The 21,407-nt window shown below is 70.6% G+C and carries 22 protein-coding genes; 4 read left to right on the top strand and 18 right to left on the bottom strand.

Translation table 11 applies throughout. The features are described from left to right. Nucleotides 1-2: 2 nt before the first annotated feature. Genes BM127_RS13575 through BM127_RS13585 form a run of 3 tightly spaced genes read right to left on the bottom strand, consistent with a single transcriptional unit; the run spans nucleotide 3 to nucleotide 3,086 of the window. Nucleotides 3-1,568 carry an ABC transporter permease gene (locus BM127_RS13575; protein ID WP_091199343.1) on the bottom strand — a complete coding sequence of 522 codons (1,566 nt, stop codon included), beginning with the start codon at nucleotides 1,566-1,568 and terminating at the stop codon, nucleotides 3-5. Next, entirely contained in the window at nucleotides 1,565-2,455 is an 891-nt protein-coding gene (locus tag BM127_RS13580) for an ABC transporter ATP-binding protein (RefSeq protein WP_231263386.1), read from the bottom strand. The genes BM127_RS13575 and BM127_RS13580 overlap by 4 nt, the downstream gene beginning before the upstream one ends. A gap of 25 nt (nucleotides 2,456-2,480) precedes the next feature. Further along, nucleotides 2,481-3,086, bottom strand: a complete 606-nt coding sequence (locus tag BM127_RS13585) for an acVLRF1 family peptidyl-tRNA hydrolase (RefSeq protein WP_091199345.1) — start codon at nucleotides 3,084-3,086, stop codon at nucleotides 2,481-2,483. Between the two features lie 81 nt (nucleotides 3,087-3,167). Between BM127_RS13585 and BM127_RS13590 the strand changes: the two genes are divergently transcribed. Continuing rightward, the gene (locus tag BM127_RS13590) at nucleotides 3,168-4,109 is read left to right on the top strand and encodes an SMP-30/gluconolactonase/LRE family protein (protein WP_198554310.1); all 942 of its coding nucleotides are present in this window, start codon (nucleotides 3,168-3,170) and stop codon (nucleotides 4,107-4,109) included. A gap of 37 nt (nucleotides 4,110-4,146) precedes the next feature. Here the strand turns inward: BM127_RS13590 and BM127_RS13595 are convergent, their stop codons facing one another. The 12 genes from BM127_RS13595 to BM127_RS13650 form a co-directional block, all read right to left on the bottom strand. Continuing rightward, on the bottom strand, nucleotides 4,147-4,692 hold the full coding sequence (locus BM127_RS13595) for an NYN domain-containing protein (RefSeq protein ID WP_091199346.1): 546 nt from the start codon (nucleotides 4,690-4,692) through the stop codon (nucleotides 4,147-4,149). A gap of 33 nt (nucleotides 4,693-4,725) precedes the next feature. After that, nucleotides 4,726-5,127 (bottom strand): ASCH domain-containing protein, encoded by a 402-nt coding sequence (locus BM127_RS13600; RefSeq protein ID WP_091199347.1) that lies wholly within the window; start codon nucleotides 5,125-5,127, stop codon nucleotides 4,726-4,728. Between the two features lie 24 nt (nucleotides 5,128-5,151). Continuing rightward, nucleotides 5,152-5,934, bottom strand: coding sequence for an aminoglycoside adenylyltransferase domain-containing protein (locus BM127_RS13605; protein WP_091199348.1), 783 nt, complete (start codon nucleotides 5,932-5,934; stop codon nucleotides 5,152-5,154). Nucleotides 5,935-5,996: 62 nt separating this feature from the next. Beyond that, nucleotides 5,997-6,383, bottom strand: a complete 387-nt coding sequence (locus BM127_RS13610) for a metal-sulfur cluster assembly factor (protein ID WP_091199349.1) — start codon at nucleotides 6,381-6,383, stop codon at nucleotides 5,997-5,999. After that, nucleotides 6,380-6,835: a Fe-S cluster assembly sulfur transfer protein SufU gene (gene sufU / locus BM127_RS13615; protein WP_091199350.1), complete on the bottom strand. Its 456-nt coding sequence runs from the start codon at nucleotides 6,833-6,835 to the stop codon at nucleotides 6,380-6,382. Before sufU ends, BM127_RS13610 begins: the two co-directional genes overlap by 4 nt. A gap of 3 nt (nucleotides 6,836-6,838) precedes the next feature. Then, nucleotides 6,839-8,074 carry an aminotransferase class V-fold PLP-dependent enzyme gene (locus tag BM127_RS13620; protein ID WP_372476652.1) on the bottom strand — a complete coding sequence of 412 codons (1,236 nt, stop codon included), beginning with the start codon at nucleotides 8,072-8,074 and terminating at the stop codon, nucleotides 6,839-6,841. 67 nt (nucleotides 8,075-8,141) lie between these two features. Further along, a complete protein-coding gene (sufC, locus tag BM127_RS13625) occupies nucleotides 8,142-8,900 on the bottom strand; it encodes a Fe-S cluster assembly ATPase SufC (protein WP_091199352.1) in 759 nt (252 codons plus the stop codon). Then, nucleotides 8,897-9,259, bottom strand: a complete 363-nt coding sequence (locus BM127_RS13630; RefSeq protein ID WP_091199353.1) for a non-heme iron oxygenase ferredoxin subunit — start codon at nucleotides 9,257-9,259, stop codon at nucleotides 8,897-8,899. The genes sufC and BM127_RS13630 overlap by 4 nt, the downstream gene beginning before the upstream one ends. Beyond that, nucleotides 9,259-10,440, bottom strand: a complete 1,182-nt coding sequence (gene sufD / locus BM127_RS13635) for a Fe-S cluster assembly protein SufD (RefSeq protein WP_091199354.1) — start codon at nucleotides 10,438-10,440, stop codon at nucleotides 9,259-9,261. The genes BM127_RS13630 and sufD overlap by 1 nt, the downstream gene beginning before the upstream one ends. 57 nt (nucleotides 10,441-10,497) lie before the next feature. Then, nucleotides 10,498-11,925, bottom strand: a complete 1,428-nt coding sequence (sufB, locus tag BM127_RS13640; protein WP_091199355.1) for a Fe-S cluster assembly protein SufB — start codon at nucleotides 11,923-11,925, stop codon at nucleotides 10,498-10,500. Next, on the bottom strand, nucleotides 11,922-12,641 hold the full coding sequence (locus tag BM127_RS13645; RefSeq protein ID WP_091199356.1) for a helix-turn-helix transcriptional regulator: 720 nt from the start codon (nucleotides 12,639-12,641) through the stop codon (nucleotides 11,922-11,924). The genes sufB and BM127_RS13645 overlap by 4 nt, the downstream gene beginning before the upstream one ends. A gap of 132 nt (nucleotides 12,642-12,773) precedes the next feature. Beyond that, complete coding sequence (locus BM127_RS13650; RefSeq protein WP_091199357.1) at nucleotides 12,774-15,806, bottom strand: S8 family serine peptidase; 3,033 nt, start codon at nucleotides 15,804-15,806, stop codon at nucleotides 12,774-12,776. A 193-nt stretch (nucleotides 15,807-15,999) separates the two neighbouring features. On the opposite strand from BM127_RS13650, the gene BM127_RS13655 reads away from it, so the two are divergent. From BM127_RS13655 to BM127_RS13665, 3 genes are read left to right on the top strand one after another with little or no spacing between them, the layout of a single operon-like run. Further along, nucleotides 16,000-16,938: an ABC transporter ATP-binding protein gene (locus BM127_RS13655; RefSeq protein WP_231263385.1), complete on the top strand. Its 939-nt coding sequence runs from the start codon at nucleotides 16,000-16,002 to the stop codon at nucleotides 16,936-16,938. Further along, nucleotides 16,935-17,717 (top strand): ABC transporter permease, encoded by a 783-nt coding sequence (locus BM127_RS13660; protein WP_101228876.1) that lies wholly within the window; start codon nucleotides 16,935-16,937, stop codon nucleotides 17,715-17,717. The genes BM127_RS13655 and BM127_RS13660 overlap by 4 nt, the downstream gene beginning before the upstream one ends. Continuing rightward, nucleotides 17,717-18,643, top strand: a complete 927-nt coding sequence (locus BM127_RS13665; protein WP_231263384.1) for a COX15/CtaA family protein — start codon at nucleotides 17,717-17,719, stop codon at nucleotides 18,641-18,643. The genes BM127_RS13660 and BM127_RS13665 overlap by 1 nt, the downstream gene beginning before the upstream one ends. A gap of 36 nt (nucleotides 18,644-18,679) precedes the next feature. Here BM127_RS13665 and BM127_RS13670 read toward each other — a convergent pair whose 3' ends face one another. From BM127_RS13670 to BM127_RS13685, 3 genes are all read right to left on the bottom strand, one after another. Next, nucleotides 18,680-19,168, bottom strand: coding sequence for a class F sortase (locus tag BM127_RS13670; RefSeq protein WP_139227736.1), 489 nt, complete (start codon nucleotides 19,166-19,168; stop codon nucleotides 18,680-18,682). Continuing rightward, on the bottom strand, nucleotides 19,165-20,100 hold the full coding sequence (locus BM127_RS22300; RefSeq protein WP_175507404.1) for a hypothetical protein: 936 nt from the start codon (nucleotides 20,098-20,100) through the stop codon (nucleotides 19,165-19,167). The genes BM127_RS13670 and BM127_RS22300 overlap by 4 nt, the downstream gene beginning before the upstream one ends. Before the next feature lie 292 nt (nucleotides 20,101-20,392). Further along, a complete protein-coding gene (locus BM127_RS13685) occupies nucleotides 20,393-21,316 on the bottom strand; it encodes a heme o synthase (protein WP_175507407.1) in 924 nt (307 codons plus the stop codon). Between the last annotated feature and the right edge of the window lie 91 nt (nucleotides 21,317-21,407).

The raw sequence follows: 21,407 nt of genomic DNA on the forward strand, positions 1-21,407 counted from the left end.
CGCTAGCCGATGTCGCGGCCGCGGTAGCGCGTCCAGCTCGCCGCCAGCGCGGCGAGTGCGAGCAGGGTGAGGACGAGCTCGGGCCTCCAGGCAACGGCCTCGGCGGGATAGCGCGAGACGTGGTGGTAGGGCGAGAGCCCTACGAGCCAGCCCGGCAGGTCGAGGCTCTCGCCCACCTGGCCGAGGGTCACGCAGGCGGCGACGAGCGCCCACCCGGCCACCGCCCACCGGCTCCGCAGGGACAGCAGGAGAAGTCCCAGCGCGAGCACCAGCCACACCGCCGGCGCCTGGACGAGCGCCGCCCCGACCGGGTCGAAGCCCTCCCCACGCCCCACGGCGGTGGCCGCTCCGGAGACCAGCAGCAGCCACGTGGCGCCGACGAGAGCGCTCCCGGCCACGGCGACGAGCAACCCGCGCCGCGAGGTGGCGGTCGCCAGCAGCGTCTCGGTCCGGCCGTCCCGCTCGTCGCCTGCCGCCCGGGTCACCGCCGAGATGCCGTAGCAGGTGATCACGACCGCGATCACCGAGGCCAGCGCGGACACCAGCACGTCCTGGAGCGCACCGACGCCACCCATCGCCTCGATCACCTCGCGGGCCTCACCGGTCCCCAGCATCGAGCCGATGCTCGGGATGATGGAGCCCATCAGGATGCCGATCACGGCGATGCCGATCGTCCACCCCGTCAGGGCCGCGGACTGCTCGCGCCACACCAGCGCCGCGACGTCACGCAGACGCGGCGAGCCCTCGGCGGGGCCCGGGCGGTCCGGCAGGACGCCTGCGCCGAGGTCGCGGCGGCGGCGCAGCGCGAGCGCCACCCCGGTCAGTCCGACGGCCAGCAGCGGGTAGCCCACGAGCAGCCACACCCGCGGCTCGGACCAGGCGCTCAGCCGGGTGCCCCACCCGAAGGGGGTGAGCCAGGACAGCCACGACACCGACGTGTCCCCCACCGCCCGGAGCAGGTAGAGGGCGCCGATCGCGGTGGACGCCAGGAAGCCGACGGTGCGGGCGCTGCTCGAGACCTGCGCGGCCACCAGCGCGATCGCCGCCCCCACCAGTCCGATGCCGGTCCAGGAGGCGCCGAAGAGCACCGACCCCGCGACCGGGAGCCCGGCCACGATGTTGCCCGCAGCCGCGAGCAGGCCGACGACCAAGGACGCGAGCGCGGCCTCCGCGAGTGCTGCAGCGGTCGGCGCGTGGACGCCGACCGCGGTCGCCCCCACCATCTCGGCACGACCGGTCTCCTCCTCGACCCGCGTGTGACGGCGTACGAGGACGACGCCCATGAACGCGACGAACACGGCGTAGAGCACCGTCATCTTGGTCATGGACAGCTCGCCGAGGCTGCTGGTGTCGAGGATCGGGCCGTAGAGCGCGACCACGGCCGGGCTGGCGTTGAGGGCCTCGGCAGCGGCCACCCGCTCTGCCTCGCTCCCATACAGCGGACCGGTCGCGGCGGCACTCACGAGCACCATCCCGGACAGCGCGAGCACCCAGGCGGGGGCCAGGACGCGGTCGCGCCGGAGCGCGAACCGCAGGAGCAGACCGGTGCCCTCGAGCCCTTGGCTCACGGCGTGCTCCGGTACGCGTCGAGGAACAGCTCCTCCAGCGTCGGCGGCGTGCTGACCAGGGAGACGACGCCGGCCGTGCTGAGCGCGTCGAGCAGCAGCGGCAGGCCGACCGGATCGACCGAGGCCGACACGAGCCGGCCGTCGACCTCGACGTCGTGGACACCGTCGAGACCCTCGAGCGCAGGCACCGTCCCGGAGACCTCGGCGCGTACGCGGTTGCGACGCAGGTGGCGCAGGTCCTCGAGCGTGCCGGACTCGACGGCGCGGCCGGTGCGGATGATGGTGACCCGGTCGGCGAGTCGCTCGACCTCGCTGAGGATGTGGCTCGAGAGCAGCACGGTGGCACCGGCCGCCTTGTGCTCGGCCAGGCAGGTGTTGAAGACCTGCTCCATCAACGGATCCAGGCCGGAGGTCGGCTCGTCGAGGACCAGCAGCTCGACGGGGGCGGCGAAGGCGGCCACCAGCGCGACCTTCTGCCGGTTGCCCTTGGAGTAGGCACGGCCCTTCTTCGTCGGGTCGAGCTCGAACCTCTCGAGCAGCTCCGCCCGACGCGTGCCGCGCGGGTCGACCCCTCGCATCCGCAGGAGCAGGTCGATCGTCTCCCCACCTGTCAGGTTGGGCCACAGGCTCACGTCGCCCGGGACGTAGGCGAGGCGACGGTGGATGTCGGTGGCGTCGCGCCACGGATCGAGGCCGAAGACACCGACCTGACCCCCGTCGATGCGCAGCAGACCGAGCAGGACCCGGATGGTCGTCGACTTGCCCGAGCCGTTGGGCCCGAGGAACCCGTGCACCTCCCCCGGTGAGACGACGAGGTCGAGCCCGTCGAGCGCCCTGGCCCGGCCGAAGGTCTTGACCAGGCCGTGGACCTCGATCGGGTTGCTCACCTCTCCACCGTAGACCGCGGTGGGATCAGGCGTTGGTGACCTCGACCTGGATCGCCTGCGCATCGGCGATCGCCTGGTCGAGCACCGCGCGCCGAGGGTCAGGCACCGCGAGCCACGGCCCGACCACCACCGCCCGCGCCAGCCGTGGATCGGTCAGCACCGCGTCGACGGCCCCGTGGTCGCCGCCGGTCACCAGTGTCCTCGTGCCGCCGACGATGCGGACGGCGTGCTCGGCCGCCGCCTCGTAGGCCTGCCGTGCCTGGTTGTCGCGCCTGCGCGCGAACCGCTGCTGGCTCTGCCCGCCCGCCTTGGTGCGTCCCTGCACGTGGCGCTGGCCGATCTTGTGCTCGACCATCGCGCCGCCCTCCATGCGGGCGATCGCGAAGCCGCCCTTGCGGACCAGCAGCACCCCCCACTGCGGCGGGACCACCGCGGCGGTCGCGAACGCGCCGACCTCCGCGGGACCGTCGTACGTCGCGGCGAAGGGCAGGTGGGCCTCGAAGTGCGAGCCGTCCTCGCCCGTGCCGCGCAGCGCCGCGTCCGCCGTGACCAGCTCCGTCGCGCCGTGGCTCGCGGAGAAGTTGTCGACCCAGCGTTCCCAGCGCGACGGCGGGACGAGGACGAGGGGCACGGTGGCAACCTAGCCTGACTCCGCGACCTGTCGCTTTGAGGGCGGCGCTACGGTCGAAGTCCCCACTCTCGGAGGTTCACCGTGCGACGTCTTCTCGTCCCTGTTCTCGCCGCCGCACTCGGGCTCAGCGCGCTGACCACTGCCTCGCCGGCCGTCAGCAGCGCCCCCGCAGGCGACCGGCCGTTCCCTGCTCGCATCGAGCTGCCCGACGGCTTCCAGCCCGAGGGCATCGCGATCGGCCCCGGTGCCACCGCCTGGCTCGGCTCCCTCGACAGCGGCGACATCTACCGCGTGTCGCTGCGCACCGGGGAGGGCGAGGTCGTCGTCACCGGCGACGGCACGCCCGCGGTCGGCCTGAAGCGCGACGGCAGGGGGCGCCTCTACGTCGCCGGTGGCGAGTCCGGCACGGCCCGGGTGATCGACACGCGGAGCGGCGCCGTCTCCCAGTACGCCCTCGAGGGCGGCTTCGTGAACGACGTGGTGCTGACCCGCCAGGCCGCGTGGTTCACCGACTCCCAGCAGCCCCGGCTCTACCGCCTCGCCCGCGGTGCGGGCGGCTCCCCTGCGGTGGAGGCCACCCCGGTGCCCCTCACCGGCGAGTGGGTGCAGGGGAGTGGCTTCGGTGCCAACGGGATCGCGACCGCTCCGGGCGGCAAGGCCCTGCTCGTCGTCAACTCGACGTCCGGCCTGCTCTACCGCGTCGACCCGGCGACCGGCGCGGCGACCGAGGTGGACCTCGGCGGCACGTCCCTCACCAGGGGTGACGGGATGCTGCGTCACGGCCGCCTGCTCTACGTCGTGCGCAACCGCGACAACGAGGTCGACGTGATCCGCCTCGACCGCACCGGCCTGACCGGCGAGCGGGTGCGGACGATCACCTCGCCCGACTTCGACGTGCCCACCACGGTGGCCGGATTCGGCAAGCGCCTCTACCTCCCCAACGCGCGCTTCCGGGACGCGTCCGCCCCGCTGACGCAGCCCGCTGACTACTGGATCTCCCAGGTCCGCGGCGGCCGCAGCTAGTCACTCCGGCCCGTTCGGCGACCCTGCCTCGCCGGGGTCAGAGGAAGTCGAACGGGTCGAACTCGTCGATCGGGATGATCCGGACCCGCGGCAGCGGCGTGTTGAAGGCGCCGAGGTCGTACTCGAGGTCGAAGATCCGCAGCCCGGGCAGGTTGCGGAACTGCGAGCTGACGAACTCGGTGAAGCCGATGACGCCGACCTGACGGCTGCCGTCGCACAGCGCCGAGACCTGGTCGACGAAGTCGCCGTCGTGGCTGACGAGGACGACGTCGGCCTCGCGGTGGACGAGTGCCTCGGCGGTGCGCTGGATGGCGATGTCGACGATCTTGCCCTCGCCGCTCAGCGGGATCGGCTTGAAGCCGATCGCCAGCAGGGCCTGGACGAAGCTGGTCGGCATCTCCGTGGTGGCGGCGAGGAAGAACAGTCCGGTGACGTCCTGGTCGAAGGCCCGCTCGGCCCACTCGAGCAGCCGGTCCCAGCGGGGGCGCTCCTCGGGTCGCGGGCGCCGACCGAGGATCGACGTGCCCAGGGTGGCGTCGATGTTCTCCCCGTCGACGAGGAGGTAGGTCATCCGCTCGGCCATGCGAGGACTCTCCCACACCGGCCGCGACGGGAGTCAGGCCCGGTAGACGACCTTGAACGACTCGACGACGTCGTCACCCGTGACACGCACGCGGTCGACCTCGACCAGGGCCCTCGGAACCCCGGAGCCGTCGCACAGGATCGACAGCACGCCGACCTGCGGCAGCTCCCCGGCGTACTCCTCGGCCGTCGCCCTGGTCTCGCCGCGGTCGTCGGCCAGCACCTGGGCGACGAAGGCGTCGGACTCCCCCGCCGCGTCGCCGTACGCCCACGCCGGAGGCGGGACCGACTCGAGCGTGGTGGGCCCGAAGTAGGTCGGCGCGGCGTTGAGCTTGGCGTGGTAGCGGGCCAGCTCCCAGAAGACCCGCAGCTCCTCGTGGTCGAACTCCATCTCGCTGACCTCGACGTTGCTGGGGTCGACCTCGGGCTCACTCATGCACCGAGGGTAGTGGGCCGAGCCTCACGCGACGGCTGCGACGTAGGCCGCGAACTCCCGCGCCGCGTCGAGCGAGCCGGGCCTCGGCGGGTCCTCCGGGTCCCAGCCCAGCTCGCGGTCGGCCAGCACCTGCTGCAGCAGCGGTCGCCACCGCGGGTCGGCGTGCATCATCGACCACCGCAGCGCGTCGCGCTTGCTGGCCACCTCGCCGGTGCGCACGGTGTAGAGGCTGCGGCTCGACTGGATCACCAGGTAGCGCTGGCACCAGGCAAGGCTCGGCGGGCACCAGCTGAGGACGTCGTCGCTGAGGCTCGCGAGCCCCGCGCGGGCCTGGCCCCTCAGCACGTCGGTCGGCACCGGGTCGACCAGCTCGACCGGGCACGGCCCAGCCAGCGTGATGCCGTGCTCGCGCAGGATCCACCGCGTCCAGGGCTGGTTGCAGTGCTCGGACCACGACATCTCGTCCCAGCCGTGGTCGACGTAGAGCCACTCGCGGCCCAGCCCGTCGACAGTGCGCAGGTCGTCCAGGACGGCGTACGACCCCTCGAGGTGCTCGTGCCAGAAGCCGCCGCGGTGCGGGATGTCACGGTGCATCGCCCTCAGGGCGGCCTCCTGCTCCGCGTCCGGCCGGTCACGGACCACGACGAGGAAGTCGCAGTCGCTGTGCAGGTCACCCGCACCGAGGGCGAACGAGCCCTGCAGGTAGGCGCCGACGAACGACTCGCCGAGCGCTGCCTGGGCGCCGGTCACGAGGTCGTGGAGCACGCCGTTGAGGTCGGCGTAGCGCGTGGGGTGGGGGTTGAGCACGGCTGAAGTGTGCGCCTGTGCCGACCCCCGCCGCCACGCAATATCAGCAGGCCAGAGCCGTGTCAGACATTGAACCCAAGGGCGCGGAGCTGCTCGCGACCGTCGTCGGTGATCTTGTCCGGACCCCACGGCGGCATCCAGACCCAGTTGATCGCGACGTCGTTGACCAGGCCCTCGAGGGCGGCGTTGGTCTGGTCCATGATCACGTCGGTCAGCGGGCAGGCGGCCGAGGTCAGCGTCATGTCGAGCACGGCGTTGGAGCCCTCGTCGATGTGCACGCCGTAGACCAGGCCGAGGTCGACGACGTTGATGCCGAGCTCGGGGTCGACGACGTCCTTCATCGCCTCGGTGACGTCGTCGACGGTCACCGTCGACGTCCCGCCACCGGTGGCCTCGGGGACCTCGGGCAGGTCGCTGTGGTCGATCTGCTGGTCAACGGACTCGGTCATGACGTCACTCCTTCGGATTGGGCCTGGGCGGTCGCGTCCTTCCACGCCATCCAGGAGAGCAGCGCGCACTTCACGCGTGCAGGGAACTTGGCGACACCGGCGAACGCGATGCCGTCCTCGAGGACGTCCTCATCGGGCACGACCTGCCCCTTGCCCTGCATGAGCTCGAGGAAGGTCTGGTGGATCGTCATCGCCTCGTCGACCGGCTTGCCGATCACCAGGTCGGCCAGCACGGAGGCCGACGCCTGCGAGATCGAGCAGCCGACGGAGTCGTAGGACACGTCCTCCACGACCCCTCCGGCCAGGTGCACGCGCAGGGTGACCTCGTCGCCGCAGGTCGGGTTGACGTGGTGCACCTCGGACTCGAACGGCTCGCGCAGGCCCTTGTGGTGCGGGTTCTTGTAGTGGTCCAGGATGATCTCCTGGTAGAGGTTGTCGAGCTCGGCACTCATGGGTCAGCCCACCTTGAAGTAGCTGCGGGTGTGGTGGAGTGCCTCGACGAGAGCGTCGATCTCGGCGGGCGTCGTGTAGAGGTACGACGACATCCGCGTCGAGCTCTGGACCCCGAAGCGCGCGTGCGCAGGCTTGGCGCAGTGGTGGCCTGCCCGTACGGCCACGCCCCGCGAGTCGAGGACCTGGGCGATGTCGTGGGGGTGGACGCCCTCGAGCTCGAAGGAGATCGCGCCACCACGCTGCGTGGCGTCGAGCGGGCCCATCACGGACAGCCCCGGGATGCTCTGCAGCCCCTCGAGGGCGTAGCGCGTGATGGTCTGCTCGTGCGTGTGGATCGCGTCGAGACCGATGTGGCCGAGGTAGTCGACGGCCGCACCGAGTCCGACCGCCTCGACGATCGGGGGCGTGCCGGCCTCGAAGCGGTGCGGCACCTTGGCGTAGGTCGAGCGCGCCATGGTCACCGTCTCGATCATCTCGCCACCGCCGTGGAAGGGCGGGAGCTCGTTGAGCAGCGCCTCGCGGCCCCAGAGCACGCCGATGCCGGTGGGTCCGCAGACCTTGTGGCCGGTGAACACCAGGAAGTCGCAGCCCACTGCCTGTACGTCGACCGGCAGCTGCGGCGCCGCCTGCGACGCGTCGATCACCGAGAGGGCACCGAACGCCTTGGCGCGCGCCACCAGGTCGACGACCGGGTTGATGGTGCCGAGCATGTTGGACACCCACGTGAAGGCGACGACCTTGGTGTGCTCGTCGATGAGCCGGTCGGCGTTGCCCAGGTCGAGCTCGCCGCCGTCGGTGAGGCCGAACCACCGCAGCTCGGCGCCCGACCGCTCGCAGGCCAGCTGCCACGACACGATGTTGGAGTGGTGCTCCATCTCGGTGATCACGACGTTGTCGCCGGGGCCGAGATCGATCGTGCGCGCGAGCAGGTTGAGCGCCTCGGTGGCGTTCTTGGTGAAGATGACCTCGTTGCGCGACGGGGCGTTGAGGAAGGCCGCCACCTTGTCGCGCGCCGACTCGTACGCCTCGGTCGACTCCGCGCCCAGCTGGTGCATGGCGCGGGCGATGTTGGCGTTGTGCCGCTCGAGGTGGTCGACCATCGTGTCGATGACGATCTGCGGCTTCTGCGAGGTGTTGGCGCTGTCGAGGTAGACCAGCGGCTGCCCGCCCGCGAGCACACGCTCGAGGATCGGGAAGTCCTTGCGGATCACGTCGAGATCCGGGAGCAGTCCTTCCATGGTCATTCCTTTCTCAGCACCTGGTCTCGTGACGGTCGCTGCGCGACCTCCTCGACCGACGGAGGTGTCAGGCCGATGCCGGGTTGAGGTACTTGTCGTAGCCGTTCGCCTCGAGCGCATCCGCCAGCTCCTTGCCGCCGGACTCGGCGACCTTGCCGTCGACGAAGACGTGGACGAAGTCGGGCTCGATGTAGCGCAGGATGCGGGTGTAGTGGGTGATCAGCAGGACACCCTTGCCCTCGCGCGCCCGGAAGCGGTTGACGCCCTCGGAGACGACCTTGAGCGCGTCGATGTCGAGGCCGGAGTCGGTCTCGTCGAGGACGGCGACCTGCGGGTCGAGGAGCTCGAGCTGCGCGATCTCGTGGCGCTTCTTCTCGCCACCGGAGAAGCCCTCGTTGACGTTGCGGGTGCCGAACGTCGGGTCGAGGTTGAGCTGCTGCAGGGCCGCGTTGACGTCCTTGACCCACGTGCGGAGCTTGGGGGCCTCGCCGTCGATCGCGGTCTTGGCGGTGCGCAGGAAGTTCGACACCGAGACACCGGGGACCTCGACGGGGTACTGCATGGCGAGGAACAGGCCGGCGCGGGCCCGCTCGTCGACCGACATCGCGAGGACGTCCTGGTCGCCGAGGGTGACCGAGCCGCCGGTGATCGTGTACTTGGGGTGGCCGGCGATGGAGTAGGCCAGCGTCGACTTCCCGGAGCCGTTGGGGCCCATGATCGCGTGGGTCTCACCCTCGTTGATGGTGAGGGTGACGCCCTTCAGGATCTCCTTGGGGCCGTCCTCGGTCTCGACGGTGACGTGCAGGTCGGTGATGACGAGCTTCATGCGGGGGTGACTCCGTTCAGGGTGGTCTCGGTGTCGACGTAGACGTCACTGGTGCCGTTGGAGCTGGCGCGTACGTCGACGGGGAAGGTGGCGACCGGCTCGGTCGCAGGGAAGTTGGTGGGCTTGCCGGTGCGCAGGTCGAACATCGACCCGTGCAGCCAGCACTCGATCTGGCAGCCGCCGTCGTTGCGGGCGACCTCGCCCTCGCTCAGCGCGACCTCGGCGTGGCTGCACACGTCCTCGACGGCGAAGACCTCGTCACCGTCACGGGCGATGGCCAGGTCGTAGCGCCCGAGGGTGATCGCCAGGGCCTGGTCGCTGGGGACCTCGTCCAGCGCGCACACGCGCTCGAAGGCCATCAGAAGAGCTCCTTCAGGACGTTCTTGGCCAGCTCGGCCTCGACCGTGCTCAGCAGCCGCTCCTCGATCGAGGGCACGCCGACCTTGCGGATCAGGTCGTTGAAGAAGCCGTGCACGACCAGTCGCTGCGCCTCCTTCTCGGAGATGCCGCGCGACTGGAGGTAGAAGAGCTGCTCGTCGTCGAAGCGGGCGGTGGCCGACGCGTGCCCGGCGCCCTCGATCTCTCCGGTCTCGATCTCGAGGTTGGGGATCGAGTCGGCGCGGCAGCCGTCGGTGAGGACGAGGTTGCGGTTCTCCTCGTAGGTCTCGATGCCCTCGGCAACCTTGCGGATCAGCACGTTGCCGACCCACACGGTGTGCGCCTTGTCGCCCTGCAGCGCGCCCTTGTAGATGGCGTTGGACTTGGTGTGCGGCGCGTTGTGGTCGGCGAAGATCCGGTGCTCGATGTGCTGGCCGGCGTCGGCGAAGTAGAGGCCGAGCAGCTCGGCGGACCCACCGGGGCCGTCGTACGTCACGTTGGCGTCCATCCGGACCAGGTCACCACCGAAGGAGATCGCCGCGTGCTTGTAGGTCGCGTCGCGTCCCACGAGCGCCTGGTGGTGGGCCAGGTGCACGGCGTCGTCGGCCCAGTCCTGGATCGAGACGACCGTGACGTCGGCACCGTCACCGACCACGATCTCGACGACCGCGGCGACGGTGGAGGAGCCGGTGTGGTTGAGCACCACGATGGCCTTGCTGTGGGCTCCGAAGCGCATGGCCACGTGACCGGCCTCGGTCACCGCGACGTCCTCGCCGTGGAGGTCGACGACGACGGGCTCGGAGACCTCGGTGTCGGCCGGCACGTCGATCAGCAGCGTGGCCGGCACCTCGGCGAGGATCCGGGCCGCGTGGCGGGTGTTGGGCACGAGGCCGGAGATGCCGCGCAGGGTCCGGGCCTCCTCGCCCGAGACGCCCTCGATGTGGACACCGGCGGGGGTGTTCCACGTGCACGAGGTGGCCGACGGCATGAACTCGGCGTCGGCGTGCAGGCCCTTGAGCCGCTTGAGCGGGGTGAAGCGCCAGATCTCCTCGCGCCCGGTGGGCACGGGGTGGTCGGCGACGTCGAAGGAGCCGACGGGGTTGAGGTGGCTCTCGACCTTGTCCTGCTCCAGCGCGGAGCGTACGGATTCAGTGACTGTCACTACTTCTCTTTCGTGGGAACGTTGCGTGGACGGCGGGGCGGTGCGGATCCCGGAGGATCAGCCGACCGCGCCCTCCATCTGCAGCTCGATGAGGCGGTTGAGCTCGAGGGCGTACTCCATCGGGAGCTCCTTGGCGATCGGCTCGACGAAGCCGCGCACGATCATCGCCATCGCCTCGTCCTGCTCCATGCCGCGCGACATGAGGTAGAAGAGCTGGTCGTCGGAGACCTTGGAGACGCTCGCCTCGTGGCCCATCGACACGTCGTCCTCGCGGATGTCGACGTACGGGTAGGTGTCGCTGCGGCTGATCTGGTCGACCAGCAGCGCGTCGCACAGCACGTTGGACTTGGAGCCGTAGGCACCCTCGTTGACCTGGATCAGGCCGCGGTAGGACGTACGACCGCCGCCGCGCGCCACCGACTTGCTCAGGATCGAGCTCGAGGTGTGCGGGGCTGCGTGCACCATCTTGGCGCCGGCGTCCTGGTGCTGGCCCTCGCCGGCGAACGCGATGGAGAGCGTCTCGCCCTTGGCGTGCTCGCCCATGAGGTAGATGGCGGGGTACTTCATCGTCACCTTGGAGCCGATGTTGCCGTCGACCCACTCCATCGTGGCGCCGGCCTCGCAGGTGGCGCGCTTGGTGACGAGGTTGTAGACGTTGTTCGACCAGTTCTGGATGGTCGTGTAGCGCACCCGGGCGCCCTTCTTGACGATGATCTCGACGACCGCGGAGTGCAGCGAGTCCGAGGAGTAGATCGGCGCGGTGCAGCCCTCGACGTAGTGCACGTAGGAGTCCTCGTCCGCGATGATCAGCGTCCGCTCGAACTGGCCCATGTTCTCGGTGTTGATCCGGAAGTAGGCCTGCAGCGGGATGTCGACGTGGACGCCCTTCGGCACGTAGATGAACGAGCCGCCGGACCACACCGAGGTGTTGAGGGCCGAGAACTTGTTGTCACCGACCGGGATGACGGTGCCGAAGTACTCCTTGAAGAGCTCCTCGTGCTCCTTCAGCGCGGTGTCGGTGTCGACGAAGATGACGCCCTGCTCCTCGAGGTCCTCGCGGATCGAGTGGTAGACGACCTCCGACTCGTACTGTGCGGCGACGCCGGAGACGAGGCGCTGCTTCTCCGCCTCGGGGATGCCGAGCTTGTCGTAGGTGTTCTTGATGTCCTCGGGCAGGTCGTCCCAGGTGGCGGCCTGCTTCTCGCTCGAGCGCACGAAGTACTTGATGTTGTCGAAGTCGATCGTGCTGAGGTCCGAGCCCCACGTGGGCATGGGCTTGCGGTGGAAGAGCTTGAGCCCCTTGAGGCGCAGGTCGAGCATCCACTGCGGCTCGCTCTTGAGCCCCGAGATGTTGCGGACGACGTCCTCGCTGAGGCCGCGCTTGGCGACGGAGCCGGCGGCGTCGGAGTCCGACCAGCCGAACTCGTAGCGGCCGATGCCCTTGAGGTCGGGGTTCCGCTCTTCGATGCTCAGGTTCTGGGTCATGACTGCTCCTTGGTGAGGTCCGTCTTGAGGTCTGTCTTCAGGTTCTGGGGAATGCAGGTGGTGCACACGCCGTCGCCGTGGGCGATGGTCGCCAGCCGCTGGACGTGAGTGCCGAGCACGGCGGCGATCGCCTCGGTCTCGGCCTCGCAGAGCTGCGGGAACTCGTGGGCGACGTGGGAGACGGGGCAGTGCTGCTGGCACAGCTGCTCCCCTGCGCTCTGGCCGTTGGCCATGGGTAGCTCGCGCACCGAGGCGGCGTACCCCTGCTGGGTGAAGACCTTCGCCAGCGCCTCCGCGGGGGTCAGCTCGGGGTCGAGCGCCACCACGGCGGCGTAGTCGCGCTCGACGAAGGCGACCCGGCGGCGGGCGAAGGCCACGACCGCCTCCTCGCCCTGCGTCTCGGCCATGAAGCGCATCGCCTGCACGGCGAGGTCGTCGTACTGCTGGTCGAAGCTGTCGCGGCCCGACTCGGTCAGCGCGAACACCTTGGCCGGTCGGCCCCGGCCGCGCGCGCCGTAGACCTTCTGCTCACGCGACTCCACCGTGCCCTCGCTGGCGAGGTGGTCGAGATGACGTCGTACGGCAGCGGGCGTGAGGTCGAGACGACCCGCCAGGTCGGCCGCGGTGGACGGCCCGTTCTCCAGGATCGTGCGCGCCACACGGTCACGCGTGGGAGCGTCCCCGTCGGGGGTCGCGGCCGTCCTGGTGAATTCCACAACGCCAGTGTGACGTTAATACCCGGGCCCGTTCAAGCAAGGGTCACCTAACTGCCTGGGCCCGGGTGCGCCCGACGGGCGTGACCCCTGGGAGGAGTCACGCCCGCCGGCGTGGTGCTGGTGGTGCTCAGGTCACGGCACGGTCACCGTGACGAACGTCGGGGCGAGCGCCCCGTCGTACTCGAACGCGCCCAGGTAGCGACCGGCACCCAGACCGGACCACACCGCCTTGAAGGTGGTGGGCTGCCCCTGCACGACCGTGACCGGGTCGGGGTCGGCCTTGAACCCGCCGAGCACCGTCGCCGGCGTGACCAGGTAGCGGTCGTAGCGGTAGGCGATCGTGCTCTCGCCGGTGGCCGTGGCGTAGCCGTCGACCTCGACGAGGTACTTGCCCGCCACCGGGTTGGTCAGCGTGACCCGCTCGTCCGCCGACCCCGTGGCCGACTGGCCGGCGAGGGCGACCGGGACGCCCGCGTCGTTGAGGCGGTAGACGTACAGGTCCAGGTCCGCCCCGTTGTTGGTGGCGTCGACGTCGAACCGGGCGAACTTGGTGCCCGCCTCGATCGTGACCGCGTCGTCGTAGACCGTGCCGACCGCCAGGTTGCCCGCGTTGGACGTCGCCAGGGCGAGCCCGCTCGGCTTGACGTCGAGCTGACCGCTGAAGCCGGCCGTGATGGCCACGTCGGCGCTACCGCCCGCACCCGAGGCCGTGACCTCGGCCGGGGCCGAGACCGACACCGGTCGCAGGGCGACCGGCAGCCGGAGCGTCGTGGGACCGGTGAGCGTGGCGAAGCCCGACGAGAACTGCCCGAGGACGGCGCTGTCGTTCTTGGTGAAGGTGAACTTCACCGTCTCGGACGCACCCTTCGCGAGCGTGATGCTCGGCTTGTCGATCACCACGTCGAACCCGGGGACGACCGCCGCGACGTCCCACGTGCCGGCCTCGAGCGCCGTGAAGGTCCGGGAGATCGCGATGCTCGCGGTCACCTGGCCCTTGGCCATCGACGGGATGTTGAGGTCCGTCGCCGCCATCGGGGCGACACCGGGCAGGGGCAGACCCTGGCCGACGATGAACCGGTCCCAGTCGGCCTTGCGGGACTCGACGACCAGGCCGGGCCGGAAGAACTTCTCCGGGTCGACGTGTCCGGCACCCTGGTTGAACGGGTTGGTGTCGGGCGTGCCGTCGGACTTCTTGAGGTCGTAGGCCGTCGTCATCATCGCCGACTTCACCGCCATCGGGCTCCAGCCGGGGTTCTCACCCAGGATGAAGGCCGCCAGGCCCGCGACGTGCGGGCTGGACATCGAGGTGCCGGAGTAGAGGTCGAAGTTGCGACCCCCACCGGACGGCGGTGCCACCGCGGCCAGCACGCTGACGCCGGGGGCCGAGATGTCCGGCTTGATGACGTCGGAGCTGTTGGCGATGGCCGGGCCGCGCGAGGAGAACCCGGCGACCTGCGGGAGCGGCGTCTCGACGCCGGTCGTGTTGGTGAGCTCGAACGAGGCGGTGGCCCCGGCCGTCGCGGCGTACGCCTTGATCGCGTCACCGGCCGCCTTGTCGACGTGGATCGTCGGCACGGAGTGGAAGTCGGCGTCGAGGCTCTGGCCCGCATCGGGGTTGGCGAGGACCATGGCGATGCCACCGGCCCGCTTGACCTCGGCGCTCTTGGCGACGCGGTCATAGGTGCCACGGGTGCAGACGACGATCTTGCCGGCGGCCTTGGCCGGGTCGAGGACGTTCGGCCCACAGCGGTCGAGAGCCGTGGCATCGGCTCCCGCGACGCCGGACGCACTGGCGTTGACGATCGTCGTGGAGGGGACCGTCTGGTCGGTGATCGACGCGCCCTTGAACTTCGCGTTCGACGGGGCGCCCAGGACCACGGTGTTCTCGTAGTTCACGTGGGTCGACGCCGCGACCGTGGTCAGCCACGGGCTGTTGTGGGCGACGGTCGAGGCGGTCGGTCCGCTGTTGCCGGCGGACGCGGCCACGAAGATGCCGGCGTCTGCGGCACCCAGGAAGGCGTACTCGACAGCGTCGACGACCGTGTCGGTCGCACCGGAGATCGAGTAGTTGATGACGTCCACGCCGTCGGCGATGGCGTCGTCGACCGCGGAGAGGGTCGAGGAGGTGTAGCAGCCACCGGTGTCGGGGTCGAGGTCGCTGAAGCAGACCTTGTAGGCCGCGATCTTGGCCGCCGGCGCCATCCCGCTGACGTTGCCGAACGTGCGGCCCTCCACCGAGGCGGGGACGCCGTAGTTGCCGGCGGCGGTGCTGGCGGTGTGGGAGCCGTGTCCGTCACCGTCGCGGGTCGAGATGAACTCGGCGCCGAACCGCTCCTGCGGCGGCACGCTGTCGAGGAAGGCGTCGGCGTAGTAGCGCGCGCCGACGATCTTGCTGTTGCAGTCGTCCACGTTCCACTTCTCACCCGGCTGGCAGACGCCGCGGAAGGTGCCGCCGTCGGCCTTCTTCATGTAGATCGTGTTGCCCTTGCGGTAGAGGCCGAACGGCCCCGTCGGGTTCCGGTCGATCTTCGAGCCCGCGAAGGAGGCGGACTCGGGCCAGATGCCGGAGTCGAGGATGCCGACGACGGTGCCCTCACCGGCGGTGGCGACGCCACCCTTGTCCGCCCACACGCCGGGCGTGTTGTTGGGTCCGACCAGGCCGAGGAACTCGGGGGACTTGTAGGTGTCGAGGCTGAAGGCCTCGTCCTTGACGACCATCAGCACGTCGCGCGACTGGGACAGATCGGTCGCCTGCTTGCTGGAGAGGCGCGAGGTGAAGGTGCTGGCGGAGAGCGTGGAGCGGCTCATCACCTCAGCACCGACGCTGCGCGCGATGCCGTTCTGCCGACCGGTCAGGTAGGCCGAGTAGTCGGCGACCTTCGCCGACTGGGCGTCGAAGCTCTTGCCGTTGGCCGCGGCCGTGGCCCTGAGGCCCTTGACACCGCCGTCGTAGCGAGCGGCGCCGGGATCGGCGAGCACGACGACGTAGCGGCCGGCACTGAGGTTGGCGGCCTTGGGCGCCGGGGCGACCGTCAGCGCCTGGTCGGACTTGCTCGGCGCGGCGTTGGCGCTCTGCACGCCGGCGGCGAGGCCGCAGACGACGGCGGCTGCCGTCAGGAGGGCGAGGCCGCGTTGCGCGCCTCGCCGGGTGAAGTGGATCGACACTGTTCCTCCAGCTTTTTCCGGGGCCGGGGAGCCCACGGCTCACCGGACACGCGAGGGCCGGGTTGCGACCCGTCGCGAGCCCCCTCACACAAAGGCATGGGCGCGGGTCCGTCAAGACTTGTGTGACGGTTGACGCTCGATCTTGACCGGCACCCCCGCCTTCGGGGTGCGAAGCCCTCCCTAGACTGGTGAGGTGTCAGCCGCCTCCCCCGCCGTAGAGATCGACGGTCTGGTGATGACGTACGGCGACAAGGTGGCCGTGGACCGCCTGTCGCTCGAGGTGGCCCGAGGCTCGATCACCGCTGTGCTCGGCCCCAACGGCGCCGGCAAGACCACCACCCTCGAGACCTGCGAGGGCTATCGCGTGCCGCAGCAGGGCACCGTCCGGGTGCTGGGCCTGGACCCGCAGCGTGAGCGCGCTGCCCTCCTCCCCCGCATCGGCGTGATGTTGCAGGCCGGCGGTGCCTGGAGCGGCGTACGGGCGCACGAGATGCTCGAGCACATGGCCGCCCTGCACGCCCACCCCCTCGACACGGCCATGCTGAGCGAGCGGCTCGGCCTGGCCGACTGCGGCAAGACGCCCTACCGGCGCCTGTCCGGCGGCCAGCAGCAGCGGCTCGGCCTCGCGATCGCCCTGGTCGGTCGCCCGGAGCTGGTCTTCGTCGACGAGCCGACCGCCGGGATGGACCCGCAGGCCCGGCGTACGACGTGGGAGCTGATGGAGGAGATCCGCGCCGACGGGGTGACCGTCGTGCTCACCACGCACCACATGGACGAGGCCGAGCACCTCGCCGACCGGATCCACATCATCGACCACGGCCGGGTGATCGCCAGCGGCACACCCGCCGAGCTCACGCGCGAGGGGCGCTCGGCCACCATCCGCCTCGTCGTCAACCGGCCCTTCCCCGACGGCGCGCCCGAGTCGTTGCGCGCCGAGCTCGGCCCGGGCACCGAGGTGCGCCAGCTCGACGAGGTCAGCATGCTCATCCACGGGCCCGCCGACGCGATGACCCTCGGTCGGGTGTCGCGCTGGTGCGAGGAGCACGACGTGCTGCCGCAGACCCTCAACCTGGGTCAGCGCAACCTCGAGGACGTCTTCATCGAGCTCACCGGACGCGAGCTGGCCTCATGAGCAGCACCTTCACACCCGCTCCCGGCGGGGCGCCCCTGTCGCGGATGGTGCTCGCCCAGTCGCGCATGGAGGCGCGGCTGATGCTGCGCAACGGTGAGCAGCTGCTGCTGGCGATCGTGATCCCCGTCATCGTGCTCGTCGGGGGCGTGGCTGCAGCCGGGCGCATCGGGATCGACCTCGACGGCCACCGGGCCGTCGACGTCCTCACCCCGGGCGTGCTCGCCCTCGCGGTGATGTCGACCGCCTTCACCTCCATCGCGATCGCGACCGGCTTCGAGCGTCGCTACGGCGTCATCAAGCTCCTCGGGTCCTCGCCCCTGCCACGTCACGGGTTGCTGCTCGGGAAGGTCCTCGCACTCCTCAACGTCGTCCTTCTCCAGCTCGTGGTCCTCGTGGTCGTGGGCCTGGTCCTCGGCTGGGAGCCGACACTGACCCACCCCCCGCGCACGCTGGTCGGGGTCCTGCTCGCGGTCGCTCTCGGGACTGCGGCCTTCGCCGCGCTCGGTCTCTTCGTCGCCGGCGTGCTCCGCGCCGAGGCGACGCTGGCCCTCGCCAACCTCGTCTACCTGCTGCTCATGGCCGGCGGCGGGGTCGTCCTGCCGACGAGCACCTACGGCGCCGCGTCGTCCTTCATCGCCTGGTTGCCGTCCGCGGCCCTGGGCGAGGCGATGCGCGCGGCACTCGTGGACGCCAGCATCGACGGCCGCTCACTCCTCGTGCTGGCGGCCTGGGCCGTCGTCGGCACAGTGCTCACGGCCCGCACCTTCAGGTGGGAATGATGAACGTCGTGCTCGACCGGCTTGCCCGGTACCTCTGGCCGCTCGCGATCGCGAACCTGGTCGCCAACATCGGCATCGTGGTGACCGGTGCGGCCGTGCGCCTGACCGGCTCGGGGCTCGGCTGCCCCACCTGGCCGCGGTGCACGGACGCGTCGTACGTCGCGCACGGGGAGCTCGGCCTGCACGGAGCCATCGAGTTCGGCAACCGGCTGCTCACCTTCGCGCTGGCCGCCGTGGCGGTGCTGTGCTTCCTCGCCGCACTCGGCGCCCGGCACCGCCGCGCGACCCGGCTGGCGCTGGTGGTGGGGCTCGGGATCCCGCTGCAGGCGGTCATCGGCGGCATCACGGTGCTGACCGACCTCAATCCCTGGATCGTCGCCGGACACTTCCTGCTGTCGATGGCGATGATCATGGTCTGCGTCGCGCTGGTCGACGAGCTGCGCAGTCCGCAGCGTGACGCCGCGCCGCCCCTGCCGCGGGGGCTGGCCTGGGCCACCCTGGCGTCGGGTTGGGTCGTGCTCTACCTCGGGACCGTCGTCACCGGTGCCGGACCGCATGCGGGTGACACTGAGTCGCCGCGCAACGGCCTCGACCCGTCCACCATCTCCCACGCGCACGCGCTCTCGGTCTACGTCCTCGTGGCGCTGACCGTCGTGCTGCTGGCGGTCGCCGTGCGCGGCGGGCACACGTGGCTGGCGAGGGTCACCGGACTGGTGCTCCTCATCGAGGTGCTGCAGGGCGTGCTCGGGTGGGTCCAGTACTGGCTGGACCTGCCGATCGCGCTGGTCGCCCTCCACATGCTCGGGGCCGCCCTCCTCGCGGCCGGGCTGGCCCGGGTCGCACTGGCCGTCCTGCCCCACGACGCGGGCCTCGAGGCACGCGCCGACGGCCACGCACAGAGCGACGCCGCGACCCGGACGCCGTAGCGTCCCGGTCGCGGCGTCGGCCGTGGTCGACCGCGGTCAGCGCCCGATCTTGCGGGCGAAGACCACGGTGCGCTTGGAGTAGTCGTCGGCCTTGCACCCGACGAGCACGATCCGGGCCGGGCCCGAGACCGAGTAGAGCGATCCCATCCGGCGCTTCGCCGGCCAGAACTCGCGCGCGGTGACCTTGAAGCGGCAGCCGGCGACCCGGACGACGTCGCCGCGGCGGAGCTGCCCCCACCTGTCGGCGACGCCGTTGCCGGCCCGCCAGGCGTGGCCGGCGTACACGGTGCTGCCGGTCGGGTCGCACGGCGGATCGCCCTGCGCCCAGGTGTAGACGGCGCCGTTGAGGCGCGACCCCACGGCCAGCGTGTCGTTGCGGGCCGGGACCTTGATGACGGCGGCGTCGGTGCCCGTCCTCGCGATCTGCAGCCGGTCAGGGGCGGCGGCATGCGCCGCACCCTGACCGACCGACATCGGCACCGACGCGCACAGCACCACGAGCGCGAGCGCGGTGCGACGCATCACGAACCGGTGCTCGGAGAGACCTCCGGCGCCTGCGCGCACGCGTTGCGGGTGAAGGTCATCTTCCAGACCTGCTTGCCCTTCAGCGCGTAGGACGCATCGACCGTCGTGGCACGGACGGTGACCGTGCGGGTCTTCGCCTTCACCCAGACGCCCTGGCGCACGACCTTGCCGTTGACCCGGTAGACGACGCCGGTCCGCTCGGCGACCTTGAACAGGTCACTGGCGCGGCCGCACTTGTCGATGTTCCTGGCCGCGGCCCTGATGACGCGGACCTGGGCCGGGAGCACCTCGGGCGGGGTGACGACGACCGGCGGAGTCACGACGGGCGGGGTCACGACGGGCGGGGTGACGACCGGCGGGGTCACCACCGGGCACGGCTGGTTGCTGTCGGTGGGGGTCGGGTAGGTGACCGAGGACTGACCGTCGGTGAACCGGTGTCCCTGGTTGGCCGTGACGGTGAGGCTGCCGTCCGCGTTGAGCACGGACGTCCACGGGCCGCTCGGCACCGTGTCGAAGCGGGCGTTGCCCGGGCCGCAGTCGTCGATGACCGGCACGGTCGGCGCAGTCACCTGGGTGACGATGCAGTCGTCCTTGAACTCGACGACCGGGATGCTGCCGGAGTTGTTCGCGGTGGTGTTGTTGCTCCACCTGGCCCCGAGCGTCAGCGTGAGAGGCGAGCCCGGCCTGGTGGTGACGGTCTCGGTGAAGGTCTTGGTCTGCCGGGCGCCCAGCTGGGTGCCGACCGCCACGACGCCGCGGTTGGAGGACGTGATCGTCTCGGTGATCTGCTCGCTGTTGACGACCGTCCACGTGACGGCCCAGCCACCGCTGGACGCGCACGCGACCTTGCCGGAGATGGTGTTGTGGTGGGCACTGGCGGCACCGGCGATGCCGACGACCGCGAAGCCCACGGCGACGACGAGCGTCAGCACCCGGCTGATCGCCCGCGGGACGCGACGGTGGCCGGCGTTCTCCCCACGCCGGCTCGAGCTTGTTCCTTGGGTGTCCGAAGGCTCGGACGGACGTGCGTGTGGTGCAGATGTCATGGTGCAGTTGCTCCCCAGGTTGCCGGGGCAGACCCTGCGTCTCCCCCGTGTCAACGATTGAACGAGACATCTGCGTCCTGAACACGGAAGGAACTCTCAAGGAGTTCTCTAGGGTTCCTCCGAGACCACAGGATTCGGCTGCGAGGCAGTACCAGCGCGTGCTAGGTCGCGAGATGGACTAGCGGCCGAGCAGCGGGTCGAGCGCCACCGCCACGAAGAGCAGCGAGAGATAGAGGTTCGAGGCGTGGAAGAGGCGCATCGGGTTGATCTCGTTGAGCGCGTCGGACCTGCGCGCGCGTGACCACATGCGGTGGGCCTCGACGAGGAAGACCGCGCCCAGGACGGCAGCAGCCACGGGGTAGACCAGGCTGGTGCCGGCGACCGGCCACAGCAGCAGCGAGGTGGCCACCATCACCCAGCTGTAGACCACGATCTGGCGACCGACCTCGGACGCGGACCTCACCACGGGCAGCATCGGCACGTCGACGTTGCGGTAGTCCTCGCGGTAGCGCAGGGCGAGCGCCCACGTGTGCGGGGGCGTCCAGAAGAAGACGACGAGGAACAGCACGACCGGCGTCCACGCCAGCTCGCCGGTGACCGCGGTCCAGCCGATCAGCGTCGGGAAGCAGCCCGCCAGCCCGCCCCAGACGATGTTCTGGGTGGTGCGCCGCTTGAGCAGCATCGTGTAGACGAAGACGTAGAACGCGTTGGCCAGCACCGACAGGCCGGCGGAGAGCCAGTTGACCCACAGCCCGAGCACCACCGTCGACAGCACGGCGAGCACGGTGGCGAACACCAGCGCCGAGACCGGGGAGACGATGTGGCGCGGCAGTGCGCGGCGACGCGTACGACGCATCTGCTCGTCGATGTCGCGGTCGTAGACGCAGTTGTAGGCAGAGGCCGACCCGGCCGACAGCGCGCCGCCGACGACGGTCGCGGCCACCAGGCCCAGTGCCGGGATGCCGCGCTCGGCGAAGAACATCACCGGGACGGTCGTGAGCAGCAGCAGCTCGATGACCCGCGGCTTGGTCAGCCCGACGTACGCACCGATGACGTCGCGCCAGCTCTTCGACTCCTCCGCCGCGGTCCCGTCCGCGCCCACGGCGTCGTCACCGGTCGGCCGGGCGGACGCATCGGCGTGCGGACCGGCCTGGGACACGATGAGGACCTCTTGGGATAGGACGCGAGCTTCT

The sequence above is a fragment of the Nocardioides alpinus genome (assembly GCF_900112035.1).
GTDB lineage: Bacteria > Actinomycetota > Actinomycetes > Propionibacteriales > Nocardioidaceae > Nocardioides > Nocardioides alpinus.

Excerpts from the sequence above, each read along its gene's own strand:
- BM127_RS13595 (WP_091199346.1), bottom strand. The coding sequence starts at position 4,692 with ATGGCCGAGCGGATGACCTACCTCCTCGTCGACGGGGAGAACATCGAC.
- sufC (WP_091199352.1), bottom strand. The coding sequence starts at position 8,900 with ATGAAGCTCGTCATCACCGACCTGCACGTCACCGTCGAGACCGAGGAC.
- sufU (WP_091199350.1), bottom strand. The coding sequence starts at position 6,835 with ATGAGTGCCGAGCTCGACAACCTCTACCAGGAGATCATCCTGGACCAC.
- BM127_RS13600 (WP_091199347.1), bottom strand. The coding sequence starts at position 5,127 with ATGAGTGAGCCCGAGGTCGACCCCAGCAACGTCGAGGTCAGCGAGATG.
- BM127_RS13660 (WP_101228876.1), top strand. The coding sequence starts at position 16,935 with ATGAGCAGCACCTTCACACCCGCTCCCGGCGGGGCGCCCCTGTCGCGG.
- BM127_RS13610 (WP_091199349.1), bottom strand. The coding sequence starts at position 6,383 with ATGACCGAGTCCGTTGACCAGCAGATCGACCACAGCGACCTGCCCGAG.
- BM127_RS13620 (WP_372476652.1), bottom strand. The coding sequence starts at position 8,074 with ATGGAAGGACTGCTCCCGGATCTCGACGTGATCCGCAAGGACTTCCCG.
- BM127_RS13630 (WP_091199353.1), bottom strand. The coding sequence starts at position 9,259 with ATGGCCTTCGAGCGCGTGTGCGCGCTGGACGAGGTCCCCAGCGACCAG.
- BM127_RS13665 (WP_231263384.1), top strand. The coding sequence starts at position 17,717 with ATGAACGTCGTGCTCGACCGGCTTGCCCGGTACCTCTGGCCGCTCGCG.
- sufB (WP_091199355.1), bottom strand. The coding sequence starts at position 11,925 with ATGACCCAGAACCTGAGCATCGAAGAGCGGAACCCCGACCTCAAGGGC.